This is a genomic window from Alicyclobacillus sp. TC (genome assembly GCF_016804365.1).
GTDB classification, from domain to species: Bacteria; Bacillota; Bacilli; order Alicyclobacillales; family Alicyclobacillaceae; genus Alicyclobacillus_I; species Alicyclobacillus_I tolerans.
Map to the genome: position 1 here is coordinate 971,961 of NZ_CP044434.1, position 18,523 is coordinate 990,483.

An 18,523-nucleotide genomic window follows, 5' to 3' on the forward strand; every position below is an offset into this window, starting at 1 on the left:
GATTGTTTGCGAGAATCGAAGCAGGATCGATTGTCACAAGATCCATTTCGTTTTTCATGGTATTGGTGTTTGGTTTCTTTTATATTCCCAGCTATTTTAATTTATGTGATTTCTGAACAGTTTCATCATCAAGATTTGATCTTGTCATCCACTTTGTGGTTGTTTGGATTTTTATTGGTACTCGCTTGGACTAAGTTTTTGGCACCTCGTTCTATGCTGCCGATATTTTTAGTATTTGTTCTCGTTACTTGCTTGATAGCTATTGTCAAAGATGTCTGGCTATCAACTGTATGGAATATTCTCCTGTTCTCTTTAGCTATTTTACGTTATCGCCTTTCCATGACTACACGAGATTTACTTCGTCATAATCTTATACAGTATTGGATAGATGCTGTGGCTAGCTTTTCAGTGCTTATATATGGGTTGTCATTCCTCTCTTCTGTGTGGGCTATTCGCTGGCTGACGGCCATGATTGTTTTTCTTTTGCTGATGCGGTTAGTTCTTTCATGGAAATTGGCAGGGAGTTACTCAGAGAAACGATTTTTCATGTTAAAAACACTACTGCTCCTTGTTGTGGGTTGTGTATTCGTAATGGTTGTATTACCTTTTGCGTTCCTTTTTGTGATTGGCGGTTTGGGAGAAGCGACGCTCTATCTGCTGAGTCCATTATTAGAATCATTATTAGGAAAAATCTTCGAGATTTTTGGATTATTGGATCGTTTGAAAAGACATGCGTCTGTTTCGGAGCAGAACGCTCATCAAGCAAATAGCGTGATACATCCAACAGCTGCTTCTCCGTTATCGGAATGGACAGGAATTCTACTGCTTCTTCTTATTGCTATTTTTGTAATATGGCAGATTCGTAGATTTCTTCGTAAGCGTAAAGTTCCTCGTGAAAAAGTGGTTCCTGGTATGGTAATTACCAGAAGCTTGATTGACAAAGAGCGCCATCCCATGCCACGCTTTCTGTCTACACAAGATAAACTCAGACTAGAACTTCAAAAGGCTATGAAATTGTATTTGCGCAAAAAGAGAAGATTTTCTTATTCTTGGACAGCGGCAAATTGGTATAAGGTACTCGGTGAAAGTGAAGAAAATTTTCAACTGCCCGATTTACAAGCTTACGAAAAACAACGCTATGATACTACTGGCGAGCCTTCCAATGAAAGCAAAAACCGTTTTACTTCCAATCCTCCGCTGTAACCGCCAAGTTTACCTTGAGCAGTGATGACGCGGTGACAGGGAATGAAGATAGGCAATGGATTCGCTCCATTTGCTCTGCCGACTGCTCTATAGGCGCGAGGATGACCAATATTATGGGCAAGTTTTTGATAGGACCAAGTGTGACCATAAGGAATTTTCAGAAGGGTTTGCCATACTGAATTTTGAAAAAGAGTACCGTGCAAATCGTAATCGAGATCGAACACTACTCTTTTTTTATTAAAGTATTCTTTTAATTGTGTTTTGTATTTGTCAATAGGAAGACTATCATGTACCCATTCTGTTTTCCCCCAAATTTTTTCACAATACTCGTGAGCAGTGCTTTCTGTATCGGCTGGCAGGCATACGTAGCATAGTCCCTGTTGGGTAGCGTAGAGACGTATATCTCCTATGGGCGTATCAACGGTATCCCAATATATGGTGGTCTCCTTGGAACTCATGATGTTATTCACCTTTTTTGCTCTCCTTTCTGGGCAATCGATTCAGAAGCCATCAATATCGTTCGATAGACTTTATACCATTGTAAAAATAGAAAAGAAATCAAACTTGTTACGATGAACAAAATAATGGAAAAAAGAATGATTCTCTGAAATTGGCTTCCTGATAGTTGCAATGAGGTAATCAATAAAATATAACGCTCAGCAAACAGTAAAAGGGGAAGAATGGCTGATCCGCTTAGAAAATAAAGCGCCAACTTTCTCTGAACTTGGGGATAAAGGTGACTGAGTCTATCAAGTGCTAAACTGCCACTCACAACTAGCCGTATCCAGTAAGCGAACAATAATAACATGGCTGCCAGTCCAAGATAGAATGGCCATAGTGAAAGGTGGAGTGGTGAACGCTGTGAAAATGTTGAATCGTTCCATTTAGATAAATCGAGCACAAATGTATCTGGATTCGGATTTCCTAAGCCTTGACCAGGTCTCCATCTTGCATCTTTAAAGGCAGTATTTTTTACGGATATAGATGAAAAAGCGTGAGGGTCTTGAAGTGCTAGGTGATAGAGCAACGCATTGGCGTTTTTGGGCAAGTGGCGACCAGTATTTTCAACGTGTGCTGCATCGGCTAAAGCAAAGAGAGCTGCAAAAGTTGGCGTAGCCAACGATGTTCCTTCAACTCCCCCTAAAAAACCCCGTGAATCCGAGAGAATGACACCCGGGTTACCACCGAACCACACAACATCCGGTGTTTGTCGATACAGAAAAGGTTGTTTTGCAGCTTCTCGTTGCAAAGAGGATGCAAATGCAGTCCAAACTGCTGGACCAGCACCCTCCCAAGGTGCTACTTGCCATGTATGGTGTACAAACTGACTAGCGCCGACAATGACCATTTGTGGCGCAAAAACAGTTTCTGAAACATGTCCCGGCTGATCTCCAGAAGCTTGAAAAAACGGATAATGACTAGCGATCCATTGTAATACTTGTCGACTGCCAAATGTCCTTTCTTGAAGCAACGGGTTATGCGTCATCAGAGGCTGTAATCCCTGTTCTATAGATGAACTCACTACAGTCACATGTAACTTTTTAAATAAACTCTGCATAGTTGACAAGGTGAGTGGATGTTGAATGCCGGACTGGTGAATATCTACGATAAGTAATCGAGCTTTGGGGGCTACAACATGAGCCCATTCCGTATCTAAAAGTGTCTCTGCATTTGGGCGGATAATTTGTGATGAACGGTTTAAGTGAAGGAGCTTTCCATCTGTCCAAACATCAATCTGATTAGGGTATAGCAAGGATGGATCGGTAGAAGCAAAACTTTTACAGAAAGAGAGGTAAGAAGGCATGCTGAAATAACCATTGGTTTCAAATAAGGCAATGGTTTCACCTTTTCCAAAGTTACCAAGTTGCTGTGCCTTCTTCAAATGAACCAGTTGTATCCATTCGCTTGGTGTTAGACTGTTTTCATAAAATTGATTATGCTTCGCACCAGCAGCAGTTGGATAAGAAGGTGCTGCACTTACCCCTGTCCCTCCGCCGAAAACGCTTGGATTCCATAAATTGAGTCCATCGCCAAGAGCGCTGAAAATCCCAAAGCAAATCAGTACAACCAGATAAAATACACGCCATCGAGGAAACTTTCTCATTTCCGCCCTCCTGGGTCTGTTTCCTAAACTTTGTCCCAGCTTACTTCTCTATATTATAGCGTATCCAGAAGGTAGCTCAGGTTAGTCCATATTCATGACTTTTTCCATCTTGCAGAAGTGAAAGGATTACTTTTTTGCGGATTAAGGTAGGAAATACGCGTTTTATGTCGAATTAGGCGTGCAGACCAAAAGGTCAGGAAGATATGAAGAGAAGATAGGAGTTGTGGTGTGTTTGCGTCGAGTGTCTCGCATTCTCTGCTCGGCGGTGGCAGTTCTGGCAATGTCCTTTTCAGCGCAAAAAATTGCCCAGGCTTCCTCGTTGACGCAGGAAAAAACGTTGTTGCAGGAGCTTCAGCAGCAATCCAATCAAACCTATCAACAAATTGCAAAGGAGAAAGTGAAAGAAACCGTACTCCAAAATAAACTCAGTGAATACAAAGATTCGTTACAGAATGTCCAGCAGGCTATTCTTCTCAATCAGCAGCAAATGAAAGATTTGCAGACAGAATTAATCAGTTTACAAAAACAAATCCATCAGAATGATATCAAGCTGAATACGTTTAAAAGCGACTTATACGCTAGATTGCGTTTGATGTATGAGAATGGCAACGTTCAGTATTTATCCGTTCTTTTACATGCAACAAGTTTTCAAGATCTGTTAAATCGATTACATGGATTAGAAGTAATTTCTCAAGAAAACCATGTGCTTTTGCAAGAAGTACAGACGATTGAAGCACGCTTGGCTGCCCAAAACGTTCAAAAATCTGAGAAACTCCACCAGTTAGTTCACAAACATGATGAATTGCTGACTCTGCAGCATACAGACGCGGTTCTTGCAGCAGATGAATCCACACTGTTGCATCAGACACAGAACCAAGTTCAGCAAGAAGAACAACAGCGAGGCTTGCTGGAGAGCCAGATTCATCTTACCCAGTCGCAAATTCAGCAGATTGAATTGCAAACAGAGGAAGCCAATCTGCTCATGCAAAATAAAAGTTATATTAATACAACCATTTCTAATATGCCTACGGGCAATGCAAGTGCGATTATTTCTTTTGCTGAACAGTTTTTAGGTGTCCCCTATGTATGGGGAGGCACTTCGCCAAGTGGCTTTGATTGTTCTGGATTTACTCAATATGTGTTGGCTCATTTTGGCATTCAAATAGAGCGCACTTCTGAAGAACAGTTTGCTGAAGGTATTCCGGTTTCTGAAAATAATTTGCAACCTGGAGACTTGGTGTTTTTTAGCACATATGCCCCTGGTGCCTCGCATGTAGGCATTTATATCGGCAACGGGTTGATGATTGATGCTCAAGATATGGGTGTTAGTATTGATAGTGTATTTAATTCCTATTGGGGACCCAAGTATCTTGGTGCCCGACAAATGTTTAAGTCATAGATTCAACCTTCAAAATAAGTATCAGCAACTTGTGTCCTCTATAATGATTAGACGAAGCAGCGGGAGAAAATGTTACATTCTCCCGCTTGCTTTTGTGCGCCCGGCATGGGCGTTGTCTCTACGGTGAGAGTCCGGAATGGTGAAGGTAGCAGTAGCCATTAGCTTAAGCCAAGGGTGTCCACCGTGAGGTGGAATCTGAAGGAAGGCGGCGGCAAACCTCCGACCCGAGGTTCACGAACTCCAATCGAGGCTAGCGACAGTTGGGTGAGTCTGCAAAACAAGACAAAGCCCTTGCTACCGAAGGCTGTCGAGAGTAAATGGAGCGGGTAGATGGAGGGAAAGACAACGTTCTTACCCGGGGAGGTCTGTCCGGCACGCCAGCGATGCTGGTAAGCGTTTCTGAAAGGAAACGTTGAACGGACAGAAGTCAGCAGAGGTCATACTACCTGCAAGGGGACGCCCAAGCAGGGAAGGACTGAACATGATTGTGAGGGTTGTTCATGGCAAGTTCGAGAGAGAAGCAAAGACAGCCGAATATCCCACGAGGGAGCTATCCTCAGGAGGAAGTGGTGAATCCACGGGGGACTGAGGAAGCGCCGAGTTTCTCTCCGGCACGACCCAATGAACCAGCCCGCGAGGAAAGTTGTATTGACCTGATGGAACAGGTAGTAGAGCGGGAAAACCTACTCTCAGCGCTACGCCGTGTGGAGAAGAATAAGGGAGCTGCCGGTGTCGATGGAATGGAGATAAAATCCCTTCGTCCATTCCTGATGGAAAACTGGGGGCGTATCCGAAGCGAACTCCTTCATGGAACCTACCAACCATTGCCCGTACGTCGAGTCGAAATCCCGAAGCCAGACGGTGGCGGCAAAAGGATGTTGGGAATACCAGCGGTGCTAGATCGCCTGATCCAACAGGCACTTCTGCAAGTATTGACGCCCATCTTTGACCCAGAATTCTCATGGTACAGTTATGGTTTCCGCCAGGGGCGCAATGCCCACCAAGCGGTCAATCAGGCACAGATGTACATTGCCCAAGGCTACCGCTTTGTTGTGGACATGGACTTAGCTCAGTTCTTTGACCGGGTGAACCACGACATGCTTATGGCACGAGTGGCTCGCAAGGCAAGAGACAAGCGAGTTCTGAAACTGATTCGTGGATACCTAAACGCAGGTGTCATGGAACACGGCGTATGTGTCACTACCGAAGAGGGCGTTCCACAAGGCGGTCCACTCAGTCCATTACTCGCCAACATTATGTTGGATGACGTGGACAAAGAACTGACGCGACGCGGACACCGCTTCGTCAGATATGCCGATGACTGCAACGTGTACGTGAAGAGTCGCCATGCAGGAGAAAGGGTCATGGAAAGTGTGCGCAGATTTGTGGAAGAGCGACTCAAGCTTAAAGTCAATGTGGATAAGAGTGCAGTAGACCGACCGTGGAAACGCAAGTTTCTTGGGTTCTCATTCACACCTAACAAAGTGCCGCGAATTCGAATAGCACCAAAGTCACTGAAGCGATTCAAGGACAAGGTCAGACAACTTACCTCGCGAAGTCGGGGACAGTGCATGGAACAAAGACTCGATTGGCTCAACGCATATCTAAGAGGGTGGGCAGGCTACTACCGCCACGCTCAGACCCGTAGTGTGTTCGAGGACTTAGACAAGTGGATACGTCACCGATTGAGAATGTGCTTCCTTAAGCAATGGAAGAAACCTAAGACAAAGCGACGAAACCTCGTCGTCCTTGGGATTCCCGAGGAATGGGCAGTCCTGATAAGCGGTTCACGCAAGGGCTACTGGAGACTCTCAAATACCCCACAAATGAATAAAGCCCTCGGTCTTGCCTATTGGCGTGACCGAGGACTGGTTAGCTTAGTTGAGCGATACGATGTGATTCGTTCCACAACATGAACCGCCGTATACCGAACGGTACGTACGGTGGTGTGAGAGGACGGGGGTTAGTCACCCCCTCCTACTCGATTGGATGAAAATGCCAGTTTTTTAAAACAGAAAGGAGCAAGGTGAGTTTATCGAAAGATTTCAGTATGCATGTACATCCAAGCATCAGTTGCGGTTTTTTGTCCTTGTAAAACACAATCTGGAATACCTACACCGCCATCGTAAGAAGCACCAGCTACCAGAAATCCTGGTGTATGAGTTGCTATGTGTTGCTTAAATGTGCGAATTCTCTCGCGATGCCCGACCAGATATTGTGGCATCGCTTCTTGCCAACGAGTTATATGTGTAAAGTATGGTGACGCCTGAATCCCCATTAAATCCTCTAAATCTCTGCGCACTTTTTGTAAGATTTGTTTGTCATCTAGTTTTAGAATTTCCTGTTGACCGCTTCTTCCCACATAACAGCGAATCAATGAAAAACGTCCTTGAGTAGTATGAGGCCATTTGCTAGATGTCCAAGTGGCAGCCGTAATCGCTCTATTTTCTAGACGTGGAACAACAAAACCAGAACCATCTAAAGAATGATTAAGTTGATCGGGTGTGTAGCCAAGTAAGATGGTAGCTGTGGAAACAGCAGGGACATTTAGCCATTGGTTGCTGCCGACTGGAAGTAGTTTGTTTGCCGCTTTGAGAAGATTTTGAGTATCCGTTGTCCATAAAACGCAATCAAATGAAAAATGTTCATAAGCAGTGGACAGTTCATAGCCACCTGTTTCTAGACGCTGAATTTCAAGAATCGGAGTACGGAGATGAAATTGAGCGCTGTCGGAAAGTACCTCGGAGAGCCTGTCAATTAAGGATTGCAAGCCGCCGCGTAACGTGATAAAGGCACTTCTTCCACTTGTCGAAGCAGTGGTAGGGTGAGCAGTTTTACGTAATCCTAAAATAACACTTCGATATTTTTTTTCTAGATCTGCAAACTGGGGAAAAGTAGCTTGTAAACTCAAATCGTCAACTCTTCCTGCATAAATACCTGCTAAAAGAGGCTCGCAAAGCGAGTCTGTCAATTCATCGCCAAACCTGCGTCGAAGAAAGTGACCTAGTGATTCGTCTGATGGGTCCTCGCGTTTAGGTAAAACGAGATCGGAAAAAACACGTGTTTTCCCGGCGGCAGACAGCAGAGGGGTTTCAAGGAAAGGTGTGAAATGAATAGGTATGCCCATTTGTGTGCCGCCTGGCATATGTACCAATTGTCCGTTTTTGACAATATAGGTTTGGCGAGCGTTTGGATTTTGTTCAATAATCTCGGATTCTAGCCCTAAGTCACGAATGAGCTGAACACCCGCTGGTTTCCGGGCCAACATGGAATCAGGACCGGCTTCGAGAACAAGATTTTGTTCACGATAGGTGAGAATTTTGCCTCCTAGTCGTGAAGAAGCCTCAAAAATATGACAATCTATTTCCTCTTTCGCCGCGTCCGCCAGCTTGAGCAGTTGGTAAGCGGCCGTCAGGCCGGTGATTCCACCGCCAACAATTGCAATTTTGCGGCGCATCAGGCTGTTTCATCTCCTTTATTTTCGCGTTCGCGCACGACTGCTGCCAGAGCTTTTAAAAATTCTCTATCATCGTTCATTTGATGAGTGCGTTCCAGTCGAATACCGAGTTGCGCAGCGAGTTGTTTGGCTTCAATGTCAATGTCGTAAAGTACTTCTAAATGATCGGCGACAAAACCTTGTGAGCAGGAGAGAACATTACGACAACCTGCTTTGGCAAGTTCGCGCAACTTGTCCAGAATATCCGGTCCAAGCCATGGTTCGCCAGTTTGACCGGCACTTTGCCAGGCAAACGTATAATGTTTGAGTTGTAACATACGTGCTACTGCTTCACCTGATTCTTTCAGTTGATCTGGATATGGGTCTCCGATTTGAAGGATTTTTTCAGGTAACGAATGAGCGGAAAAAATAGTGGTTACTTCTGCGTTGGAAGAAAATTTTTGCAACCCTTCGGCAACCCGGTTGGCTAAAACTTGCAAAAAAAGTGGGTGCATATGCCATGAATCAATAAGCCATAATTTTGGGCCACCGAGCGACGCGGAGGCTGTCAGGGCTGTTTTTTGGTATGAGCCGATGCTCATTGTTGAATAGTGAGGAGCTAGGACTATTCCCACGGCTTCTTCAATACCATCATGGTTCATAGCTTTCACGGCATCTTCAATAAAGGGAGACGTGTGTTTCAGGCCAATATAAGGTCGGACCTTTCGCCCACCATCAGCATTGAGTATCTCCGCTAAGCCATACGCTTGGCGTTCTGTTATGGCTGCTAACGGTGAAACGCCGCCTATGGCTTGGTAACGTCTTGTCAAATCATCTAACTGTTCTTGACTGGGTGGTCGACCGCGGCGAATGTGCGTATAATAGGGTAAAATCTCTTCTGCCGATCGCGGTGTTCCATAGGCCATTACCAACAAGCCTAACGCTTCATTTTTAGCCATTCGTGCCAACTCCTCTACTATTTTTTCTATTGAGCAGAAGATGTCAATTGTTGAGCAAGCCATTCCTCACTATAAGTGTGAACAAATTCTGTGAGTCTTTTTAAAATTTGTATGTCTACTGAAGGTCGCACACCATGTCCTAAGTTGAAAATATAGCCGGGGTGTCGTAAGCCTTCTTCCAGAAGTTTACGAGTTTCTGCTTCGAGTACGTTCCATGGCGCCTGCAATAGAGCAGGATCGAGATTTCCCTGCAGAGCAATTTTCGTTCCGAGTCTCTCACGAGCTCTACGAATAGGAACTCTCCAGTCTACACCAATGACAGACGCACCCGCACGTTGAAACTGAGTCAGCAATTCACCTGTTGTGACACCAAATAGAATTAACGGTACACCAAGCGGACGTAATTCATCAAAAATGTGTTTCATGGTTGGGTATACATAAGTTTCATAAGCATCGGGAGACAGTGAACCGACCCAGGAATCAAATAACTGAAGAGCCTGCGCTCCTGCTTTGACTTGCGCCTTACCATAAAGGATGATCATCTCGCCAAGCTTGTCCATCAGCATTTTCCAAACATCCGGTTGGCTATACATGAGCCGCTTTGTTTCAATGTATTCACGCGATGGACCGCCTTCTATCATATAACTTGCCAATGTAAAAGGGGCACCTGTAAATCCAATCAGAGGAACATGTAATTGATGACGAAGTCGTTCAATGGTTTCCAATACATACCAAAGATCTTGGCCGGGTTCAAACAGACGTAAACGATTGACATCTTCCTTACTGCGAATCGGGGTTTCAATGACAGGACCAATATTTTCTTTGATTTCAAAATCTAATCCCATGGCACCAATCGGGATCATGATATCAGAAAACAAAATGGCAGCATCAACGCCCAATTTTTCAACAGGCATCCGTGTAACATCAGCACAAATTTGCGGACGTTGACAAATTTCTACTAGTGAGTATTGTTTGCGAATTTCTCGATAGTCGGCATCATAACGGCCAGCTTGGCGCATATACCAAACGGGTGCGCGTGAAACTGGTTCACGTACGCAGGCTTTGAGAAAAATAGAATTTGAGATAGACATCGAATTTTAGCTCCTCTAAAGAATTCCTCTTTTCGTTATACCGTTTGTAAGCAATGCTCCGCAACTTAAGGTATCTGACTTTATTCGTTTCCTCATCTGGTTTCGTCAAACTGTCATCTTTGTCTGGAGTGAATCCATCCAATCTTTTTACTTGCAGTTCTTTAGGAGATAAAAAAACATTTGCAGTCTGCAGCGGGCATTCTATAATAAGGGAAGAGGTTATCAGGCAAATTGTCTGAAGCATTCTGGTCATGATCCGGTGTGCCTACTTGAGGGCCCGCAAAGCGAGGAGGATTCCTATGAGTTTGGAATTGGATTTTTATGCAATGATGGTGCAGCCGATGCGGGATGAATTGACGCAGCTTGGCTTTCAAGAGCTTCGCAATGCACAAGAAGTGGACGAAGCTATGAAGGATAAACAGGGTACCATGTTGGTGGTGGTCAATTCTATTTGCGGATGTGCGGGTGGAATTGCTCGTCCAGCCGTTGCCCTAGCTTTGCATAATGATAAAAAACCTGATCGTCTGGTGACGGTATTTGCTGGACAAGACAAAGACGCAACAGCACGTGCCCGTGAATATTTTGAAGGAATGCCACCATCATCACCGTCTATGTTTCTCTTCAAGGACGGAAAGTTAGTAGGAGTTTTACACCGCAGTAATATTGAAGGCAGCGATGCACATCATGTTGCAGCTCACTTAGTGGCTTTGTTTGACGAATATTGTGCCTGACACAACTTGAGCTTTCTCCATACCCATTGATATCCGATAGGGCGGCAGTTATGCCGCCTTTTTCTGTTGAGTGGTTTGGATAATGATTGGACAATTCCCTTCTATTGAACGTAAACTATAGGAAAAACAATGAGGTGACTATCAGTCTATGCGCGTTCTGGTCGCACCAGACTCTTATAAAGGTACTTTATCAGCCGTCACTGCAGCTGAATTAATGGCAAAAGCGCTGAAACGTGTGCAAAAAACAATGGAAGTTGATCTTGCACCCATGGCTGATGGCGGTGAAGGAACGCTGGAAGTTTTACAAAAAAAACTTCATGCTCAAGTCATTCGAATTCATGCAATGGATGCATTTGGAGAACCACACAGCTCGTATTATCTGATACAGGACCACACGGCCTACATTGAACTTGCCAATATCTGTGGTTATGTTCCTCTGAAGGGAAGTGAAAAAAGCAAATTAGAACGTGCCCTGCAGGCCAATACTTATGGGTTGGGCCAGGTCATTCTTGATGCCTTGATGCGTGGAATCACAGAGATTGTGCTCGCGCTTGGAGGAAGTGCATCGACGGATGGAGGTTATGGGTTGCTTGCAGCGCTCGGGGCGCAGTATCTAGATGATACTGATGATCGGCTTTCTGGTAAAGACGCACGAGAGCTTGAACGAGTACGAACCATTTCGCTCCAGGGAGTTCATCCGGCTGTCTACCATGTGAATTTCACAGTATTGGCCGATGTGCAAAATCCGTTGACAGGTATCAACGGTTCAGCTACTGTCTATGGCCCACAAAAAGGTCTTACTTCGCCTGAAGCGATTCAAAAAAGAGATATGGAATTGTCACGTTTTGCTAGTTTGTTGGAAAATAGTCTACATATCTCGCCGTTAGCGCAAGAACCTGGCATGGGTGCTGCTGGTGGAGCAGCTTTACCGTTATTTGCCTTCGGCAAGGCTACTCGTGTTGCAGGAGCGAATTATGTGGCAGAAAAACTGGAGATTCCTGATAGAATAATGAATGCGGATTTTGTGATTACAGGAGAAGGACAAGTAGATGCCTCTACCAGAGAAGGCAAAGTGCCTGCCTATATGGGACAGCTAGCCAGCCAAATGAATAAAAGTTGTGCTGTGGTTGCAGGACGTTTTGGAGAGGGGCATGAACGCCTTTTTGAATGCGGCGTCAGTTATATGGTAGAAGCTGCACCCACTCATAGTGAAGATGATTCCCCGGCGCTTCGCCTGCAACAAGCAGTCATTCAGGTAGCTCAAGAAATGATACGTGAGCTGGAACATAGTCAGCGCACTAAGAAAGGAGACCTCACACATGAGTAATGCACCGGTTACCTTGGATGGTTGGTATGTATTGCATGATTTTCGGAGTATTGACATTGCAAGATGGCAAGCGGCTTCTGCTGCTGAGAGAGTCAACGCATTAACTGGGTTTCATTCACTTATCCAGGAGTATGAGCGTGTCAATGAATCACAGACTGGAAGTTTTGGCATGTTTCGTGTTGCTGGGCATAAGGCAGATATACTACTATTGCATTTTCGCCCAACCATTGAAGAAATGATAGAAACAAAGGAACATTTGCAGCAAACCGCCATTGCCTCCTATCTTGAACCTGTTCATTCCTACTTATCAGTGGTTGAGCTAGGAGGGTATCTGGCCAAACCTGGGGTTGATGTAGAGACAGATCCCTATCTGCAGAGCAGGCTGAAACCAGCCATGCCAGACATGCCCTACCTTTGCTTCTATCCTATGTCGAAAAAACGTGAAGGACAAGATAATTGGTATACTCTTGACAATGAGGAACGTGTCCGCTTGATGCGAAGCCATGGCCAAATTGGCCGCGAATACGCAAATAAAATTAAGCAAATCATCAGTGGTTCTATGGGTTTCGACGATTGGGAGTGGGGTGTAACTTTATTTGCCCATGATCCGCTTGAGTTTAAGAAGATTGTTCAAGAGATGCGTTTTGATGAAGTCAGTGCAAAATACGCAGAGTTTGGACCCTTTTGGGTGGGGAAACGTACCGATGCTCCGACCATGGTCCAGGTATGGAGAAATATGCCGCAACGCATGATGGGTCGAAAAAATTTTGAATAAGGTAGATGATTTGCGTGAACCGTGTCATCCATTGGAAACAACCTTGGTTAAAAGTTGAGGATGCTCTGGGGCAGATTAAAAATATCTTCTGTGTAGGCAGAAATTATGTCGATCACGCAAAAGAACTCGGCAATGACGTGCCTGAACAACCCATGATTTTCGCCAAATCGACACATGCTCTGCATAGTGCCCACGAGCTTTTGCAGTTGCCTACAGATATGGGAAGTGTTCATCATGAACTGGAGTGGGTGTTGTGGATTGATTCAGATATTCACTCGGCTGCAGATTTTCCTTCCGCTATTGGTGGTGTTGCACTTGGACTTGATTTAACTTTGCGCGATGTTCAGAGTCGCTTGAAAGCGGCAGGACATCCTTGGGAGTTAGCTAAAAGTTTCCCACAATCAGCTGTGCTGACAGATTTTTATCAAGTGGAAGATTGGCAGGAATTGTTGCATACCTCTTTTTCATTAGTGCGTCAGGGTCAAATTCTGCAGCAAGGAAAAGCTGAGGATATGATCTTTGATTTTCCGACTCTGCTTGAGTACGTGGCCAGGTATTTTGGGCTGGCAAAGGGAGATATTCTGTTTACAGGTACACCAGCAGGCGTGGGGCCAGTGCAGCCTGGTGACGAATTGGAATGGCGTATCGCAGAGAAAACGATTGCCAAGACGAAGGTGCAAGAGAGGTAGTTCATGAGCAGAACACGGGGAATAGAATCGTATTTAGAGGCTGTATATATTTTGGAGAGCGAAGGAGAGGAACCTTTACCGTCCAAAGTAGCTGACTATTTGTCTGTAGCCAGGCCAACTGTCACGCAGACCATGCAACGGTTGACCGCTCTTGGATTGGTAGAAGCGGGGGACGGTAAGCCAATTTCTCTCACGGAAGAAGGTCGTCGACGGGCAGAGGCGATGGTTCGCCGTCATCGCCTTTTAGAACGTTGGTTAACCGATCATTTAGGTCTCGATTGGGCTGATGCTCATGTAGAAGCAGAGCGCTTGGAACATTCTATCTCTCCAATGGTGGAAACACGTCTTTTTGAATTACTTGGACGTCCGACTACTTGTCCACATGGAAATTTGATTCCAGGTACGGGTGCATCTAAAGTAGCAGGGATCCCCATTACAGATTTGGAGCCTGGAGAAGAGGCTGTTGTTGTAAGAATCATGGAACTTGCTGAAGAAGATCTTAATTTGCTGCGATATTTTCATCAGTCAGGCGTTGTTCCTGGCGCGTTGGTGACTATGGAGCAGCCAGCCAGTCCTTATGACGTGGGAATTACTTTGGTCACTCGTCAACATCCAGGTGCCACTCCACAATACGCTTCTTTAAATCCGCAGGTTGCAAGACGAGTCATGGTGAAAAAGCAAACAGCCGAATAAGTTTTATGTTTTTCGCAAATGCTCCTCTCGTCTACAGTTGCGAGGGAGTGTCGGTATGAGAATTTATAAAGATCATCGCAAAATTGGTTGGCTAAGGCGGTTTGTTGCCGCCTTTAGCCTCATGATTTTTGCTCTCTTTTCATCAGGTTTTTTATCTTCTTCTCAATACGCTGTTCATTCATCGTTGGTTCAAGCTGCCTCGCGTCAAGCGCGTGCAGAACGATTGCACCCCCCCATGTGAATGCGCGTGCAGCAATTGTTTACGATGCAACAGACGGACAAATTCTGTATGCTAAATCGGCTGACCATCCTTACTATCCGGCAAGTACAACCAAGTTGATGACGGCCATTCTCTTGGTCACGCATACACAGCCGGACGATCCGATTTATCTTGGTCCTAAAGCGGCTCGACAAGCCAAAGTGCGGCTTGGTGTCAAACCAGGCACCACCATGACATCTGATGAAGCGTTGCGAGCTATTTTGATGAAAAGCGCGAATGATGTGGCCTATGCTATTGCTGAGACAGTTGGTGGTTCTCAGGAAGGTTTTGCTCGCATGATGAATCTCAAGGCGCGCTTGATTGGCTGCCGTAACACCTCTTTTGTAACTCCAAACGGATTGCATGATGATGATCATCGTTCTTCAGCGCATGATATCGCTCTGATTTTAGCGGAAGCTATCCGTTATCCAAGAATTATCAATGCTATGCAAACCACGCATTGCACAGTAGCAGGGAAATTGGTGCAAAATGGAAATCGTCTAATATATGTAAAACAAGCTCCCTTTGGTGAAATCATTGGTGGTAAAACGGGATTTACTTCAAAAGCGATGTACTGCCTTGCTTTTGCAGTTCGCCAGCACGGCCATGTGCGAATTTCTGTGGTTCTTGGCGCTCCCCGTAAGAGCCTTATGTATTCGGAAACTCGACGTCTTTTGACTTGGTCTAATAAAATATTGCCATCTCCCAGTCGTTCATAGGGAATCGAGACAGGCTAAGAACACATACGCTTTGCTAAAGGCGCACTTGAACATTCGGGAATGGAGGTTCAGCATGTGCAGCGTTCAGTGGCAATTGCGTACGTGTTGTGGTTTTTTCTTGGATATTTAGGAATTCATCGGATTTATTGTGGAAGAGTTGGCAGCGGAGTCACGATGTTGATACTCTCAGTTTTGGGTACACTTACGGTAGGAGTTGGTATAGGTAGATTTTTACTTTTTATCGTAGGTGTGTGGTGGCTCATTGATTTATTTCTTACAGCGGGAATGGCTATGTCCTACCGAAAATAGAAATGGAGAGGTTGATGGCCGAGGGCAAGCTTTGACATACTGGCAACATAAGCTTGCCCTTCAAACATGAATTTGCTAATCTACAACACGGTAGTCTTCGTTGGAAAGGAGGCGTTACCGTGCTGAAAATTAGAGATGTTCAACTGGACAATCCTGTTATTCTTGCCCCTATGGCTGGTGTGTGCAATCCGGCTTTTCGCATATTGGCCAAGGAACTAGGAGCAGGGATGGTTTGTGCGGAGATGGTCAGTGATAAAGCGTTAGTTCATGGAAATCAAAAAAGCCAAAAAATGTTGACCATATTGCCAGATGAGCATCCTGTCTCTCTACAACTGGTGGGTTATGACAAGGAGTCAATGGTAAAGGCGGCTGAAATGGTTGGCGAAACGAATGCAGATATCATTGATATCAATATGGGTTGCCCAGTTTTGAAAATTTATAAAAACGGATCGGGCGCAGCATTAGCGCGTAATCCTGAATATGCCGCATCCATTGTCAAGGAAGTTGTGGAGCGGGTAAACAAGCCTGTAACAGTAAAGTTTCGCAAAGGTTGGGATGATGACCACGTCAATGCTGTGGAAGTTGCACTGGCTGTAGTTGAGGCTGGGGCGTGTGCGGTTACTTTGCATGGTCGCACTGCTAAACAGATGTATACAGGTTATGCAGATTGGTCTATTATTGCCAGTGTCAAACAGGCTGTCAATGTACCGGTTATTGGTAACGGAGATATTGCTTCGCCAGAAGACGCCTATCGTATGATGATGGAAACTGGATGCGATGGAGTCATGGTCGGTCGAGCTGCGCTTGGTAATCCGTGGATATTTAGAGAAATTGCACATTTTTTAGAAACTGGTCAAAAAATTGAAAAACCTGGGGTGGATGAACGCATAACAGTTGCCTTGCGCCATTTAGAATTGCTAGTGGCTGAAAAAGGTGAAGTTGTGGGTGTCAAAGAGATGCGTAAGCATGCTGCTTGGTATATCAAAGGTCTGCCCGGCTGTGCAGAAATGCGTAATTTTATTAATGAACAGACAACTTTAGCAGGCATGCGCAATACCTTATTGTCCTATCGACAGGAAATTCTGGCGGTAAGTTGAGTTGCTGATTTGCACATAAGGAAACCGCGACTCTTAAGAACTGCGGTTTTTTGTCAGTACCCCCTGCATTGGCGGGAATCTAGTGGTGTGAGAGGTTGGGGGGCTATGCGCCCCTCCTACTCGATAGTCTTAATATACAACGCCAGGCGCAGTGGTTGCTGCAGCTGCAGCTGTGTAACCAGGAACCAAAAGGAAGAAGAGGACAAAGATAATCAAAAATACGACTGCCCATTGTGTATAACCACCAAATGCTCCATACATACTGATATCATCCTTTCTAAGTTTAGGTTTGAGGGTGAACAGCGACTCTGTGAAGAACTTTGGCGTTTACAAAGTATTCTTCGTTGTCGCAGAGTCTGGTATATAGTATGGAGAAGGTGTAGAGTTGGAGTGGGCGACGGCCTGCATCAGTTTGATTTCTACTCGTCGAGAGCTTTTCCCCTTGTTTCCCGGCCAAAGAACAGTACAATCAAAAAACCAAACAACGTCACTAAGAAGAACAACCCAAAGATATTCTCAAACGTAACGTGGGTGGCGAGCAGATAACCTGTCAAGAAGGGAGCCACTACCCCACCCAGTCGTCCGAAACCAGCTGCCCAACCCATTCCGGAAGCACGGGCGCGAACAGGAAACTGTTCAACAGTAAACACATAGGTACCGGCGAAGGCGGCCAGCATAAAAAAGGATAACAGTAATCCAAACAGAATTAACATGGCCGTTGATTGAGCAAAACCAAAACCGAGCGCAGATAGAGCAGCGAGCAACATAGCAGGCAATAATGTCCATTTTCTCCCGATTTTTTCGACAAGCCAAGCAGCGGTAAGATAGCCGGGAACTTGAGCAAGTGTCATAATAAGTACATATCCAATCGAGTGGACTAGCGAATAACCATGTAAGGCCATGACGGATGGCAGCCAAAGAAACATACCATAATAGGCAAAGTTCATGACAGCCCAGAGGATCCATGTGACCATGGACTGTTTGGCTAGATGTCCGCTCCAAATAAGACGAAATGTTTGTCTAATGTTTAGACGTTTTTCTAATTTTTGATATTTCGAGGTTTCTGGAAGTGCTCGGCGTAAAACAAGTGTGTAAAGTGCGGGAAGTGCTCCAAGTGCAAATACAATGCGCCATCCGAGTGTGGGTAAGACAAAAAAAGACAAGAGTGCAGCTACCAATGAGCCTACAGCCCAAAATGTTTCCAAATAAACCGCTCGACGAGCGCGTACTGATTCAGGAGACATTTCTACGACATACGTCGTCGCCACTGGTAATTCGCCACCGAGGCCAAGGCCAACAAAAAAGCGTAGTACAAGAAAGATGCCAACTCCCATAGCCAAGGCAGAAAGTCCTGTAGCAAGACTGTAGATCAGCAAAGTAATCATAAAAAGCGATTTTCTTCCAAATCGATCAGCCATTGCTCCAGCCAATGCAGAACCTATTGCCATACCAATTAAGGACATACTGCCGAGTAATCCGGACATCGTTGGGGCCAAGTGCCAATTTTTCTCCAATGAGAGTAGAACATAGGAGAGCAGGCCAACGTCCATGGCGTCAAACAGCATACCAAGTCCAGAGACAGTAATCATTTTTCGAGCCGAAATGTTTGGAACGGCCAATCTTTCTGCCATATCCAGCATCTCCTTTCTGTAGTTTTCCGTCCCAACCGTTGGTCTATTACAGCGCATTTTGGCAAACGCATTGGGGGATATACCGTCATATGAATATTGGC

At 45.1% G+C, this 18,523-nt stretch carries 19 protein-coding genes; 12 read left to right on the forward strand and 7 right to left on the reverse strand.

The genetic code is table 11. The features are described 5' to 3' along the window. Positions 1-6: 6 nt before the first annotated feature. Complete coding sequence (locus tag FY534_RS04660) at positions 7-1,203, forward strand: hypothetical protein (protein ID WP_203115320.1); 1,197 nt, start codon at positions 7-9, stop codon at positions 1,201-1,203. Here the strand turns inward: FY534_RS04660 and FY534_RS04665 are convergent. Together FY534_RS04665 and FY534_RS04670 are read right to left on the reverse strand one after the other, a co-directional pair. Beyond that, positions 1,137-1,673, reverse strand: a complete 537-nt coding sequence (locus FY534_RS04665) for a methylated-DNA--[protein]-cysteine S-methyltransferase (RefSeq protein ID WP_203115321.1) — start codon at positions 1,671-1,673, stop codon at positions 1,137-1,139. The two genes, FY534_RS04660 and FY534_RS04665, sit on opposite strands and share 67 nt — an antisense overlap. After that, positions 1,670-3,307, reverse strand: a complete 1,638-nt coding sequence (locus FY534_RS04670) for a hypothetical protein (protein WP_203115322.1) — start codon at positions 3,305-3,307, stop codon at positions 1,670-1,672. Before FY534_RS04670 ends, FY534_RS04665 begins: the two co-directional genes overlap by 4 nt. A gap of 241 nt (positions 3,308-3,548) precedes the next feature. Here FY534_RS04670 and FY534_RS04675 point away from each other — a divergent pair, with 241 nt between their 5' ends. Beyond that, positions 3,549-4,706, forward strand: a complete 1,158-nt coding sequence (locus tag FY534_RS04675; protein ID WP_238413724.1) for a C40 family peptidase — start codon at positions 3,549-3,551, stop codon at positions 4,704-4,706. Positions 4,707-5,206: 500 nt separating this feature from the next. Further along, a complete protein-coding gene (ltrA, locus tag FY534_RS04680; protein WP_203115324.1) occupies positions 5,207-6,622 on the forward strand; it encodes a group II intron reverse transcriptase/maturase in 1,416 nt (471 codons plus the stop codon). 116 nt (positions 6,623-6,738) lie between these two features. Here ltrA and hemG read toward each other — a convergent pair whose 3' ends face one another. The 3 genes from hemG to hemE are packed head-to-tail and all read right to left on the reverse strand — an operon-like array spanning position 6,739 to position 10,192. Then, positions 6,739-8,163, reverse strand: coding sequence for a protoporphyrinogen oxidase (gene hemG, locus FY534_RS04685; protein ID WP_203115325.1), 1,425 nt, complete (start codon positions 8,161-8,163; stop codon positions 6,739-6,741). Further along, on the reverse strand, positions 8,163-9,101 hold the full coding sequence (gene hemH / locus FY534_RS04690) for a ferrochelatase (protein ID WP_203115326.1): 939 nt from the start codon (positions 9,099-9,101) through the stop codon (positions 8,163-8,165). The genes hemG and hemH overlap by 1 nt, the downstream gene beginning before the upstream one ends. Positions 9,102-9,127: 26 nt before the next feature. Next, a complete protein-coding gene (hemE, locus tag FY534_RS04695; protein ID WP_203115327.1) occupies positions 9,128-10,192 on the reverse strand; it encodes a uroporphyrinogen decarboxylase in 1,065 nt (354 codons plus the stop codon). A gap of 299 nt (positions 10,193-10,491) precedes the next feature. On the opposite strand from hemE, the gene FY534_RS04700 reads away from it, so the two are divergent. The 9 genes from FY534_RS04700 to dusB all read left to right on the forward strand — a co-directional run bounded on the left by FY534_RS04700 (position 10,492) and on the right by dusB (position 16,791). Further along, a complete protein-coding gene (locus FY534_RS04700; protein ID WP_203115328.1) occupies positions 10,492-10,923 on the forward strand; it encodes a BrxA/BrxB family bacilliredoxin in 432 nt (143 codons plus the stop codon). 148 nt (positions 10,924-11,071) lie between these two features. Then, positions 11,072-12,250, forward strand: coding sequence for a glycerate kinase (locus FY534_RS04705; RefSeq protein WP_072872657.1), 1,179 nt, complete (start codon positions 11,072-11,074; stop codon positions 12,248-12,250). After that, complete coding sequence (gene hemQ, locus FY534_RS04710; protein WP_072872656.1) at positions 12,243-13,025, forward strand: hydrogen peroxide-dependent heme synthase; 783 nt, start codon at positions 12,243-12,245, stop codon at positions 13,023-13,025. The genes FY534_RS04705 and hemQ overlap by 8 nt, the downstream gene beginning before the upstream one ends. Positions 13,026-13,039: 14 nt before the next feature. Next, positions 13,040-13,714 carry a fumarylacetoacetate hydrolase family protein gene (locus FY534_RS04715; RefSeq protein WP_238413664.1) on the forward strand — a complete coding sequence of 225 codons (675 nt, stop codon included), beginning with the start codon at positions 13,040-13,042 and terminating at the stop codon, positions 13,712-13,714. Positions 13,715-13,717: 3 nt separating this feature from the next. Continuing rightward, complete coding sequence (locus tag FY534_RS04720) at positions 13,718-14,407, forward strand: metal-dependent transcriptional regulator (protein WP_072872655.1); 690 nt, start codon at positions 13,718-13,720, stop codon at positions 14,405-14,407. Positions 14,408-14,462: 55 nt separating this feature from the next. Then, complete coding sequence (locus FY534_RS14585; protein ID WP_238413665.1) at positions 14,463-14,648, forward strand: hypothetical protein; 186 nt, start codon at positions 14,463-14,465, stop codon at positions 14,646-14,648. Continuing rightward, complete coding sequence (locus tag FY534_RS04725) at positions 14,645-15,385, forward strand: D-alanyl-D-alanine carboxypeptidase family protein (protein WP_238413666.1); 741 nt, start codon at positions 14,645-14,647, stop codon at positions 15,383-15,385. Before FY534_RS14585 ends, FY534_RS04725 begins: the two co-directional genes overlap by 4 nt. A 75-nt stretch (positions 15,386-15,460) precedes the next feature. Next, positions 15,461-15,694, forward strand: coding sequence for a TM2 domain-containing protein (locus FY534_RS04730; protein ID WP_072872654.1), 234 nt, complete (start codon positions 15,461-15,463; stop codon positions 15,692-15,694). Positions 15,695-15,813: 119 nt separating this feature from the next. Further along, positions 15,814-16,791 carry a tRNA dihydrouridine synthase DusB gene (gene dusB / locus FY534_RS04735; RefSeq protein ID WP_072872653.1) on the forward strand — a complete coding sequence of 326 codons (978 nt, stop codon included), beginning with the start codon at positions 15,814-15,816 and terminating at the stop codon, positions 16,789-16,791. Between the two features lie 129 nt (positions 16,792-16,920). Here the strand turns inward: dusB and FY534_RS14810 are convergent, their stop codons facing one another. Further along, entirely contained in the window at positions 16,921-17,052 is a 132-nt protein-coding gene (locus tag FY534_RS14810) for a hypothetical protein (protein WP_255567416.1), read from the reverse strand. Positions 17,053-17,210: 158 nt separating this feature from the next. Beyond that, the gene (locus FY534_RS04740) at positions 17,211-18,422 is read right to left on the reverse strand and encodes an MFS transporter (protein ID WP_238413667.1); all 1,212 of its coding nucleotides are present in this window, start codon (positions 18,420-18,422) and stop codon (positions 17,211-17,213) included. Positions 18,423-18,523: the final 101 nt, after the last annotated feature.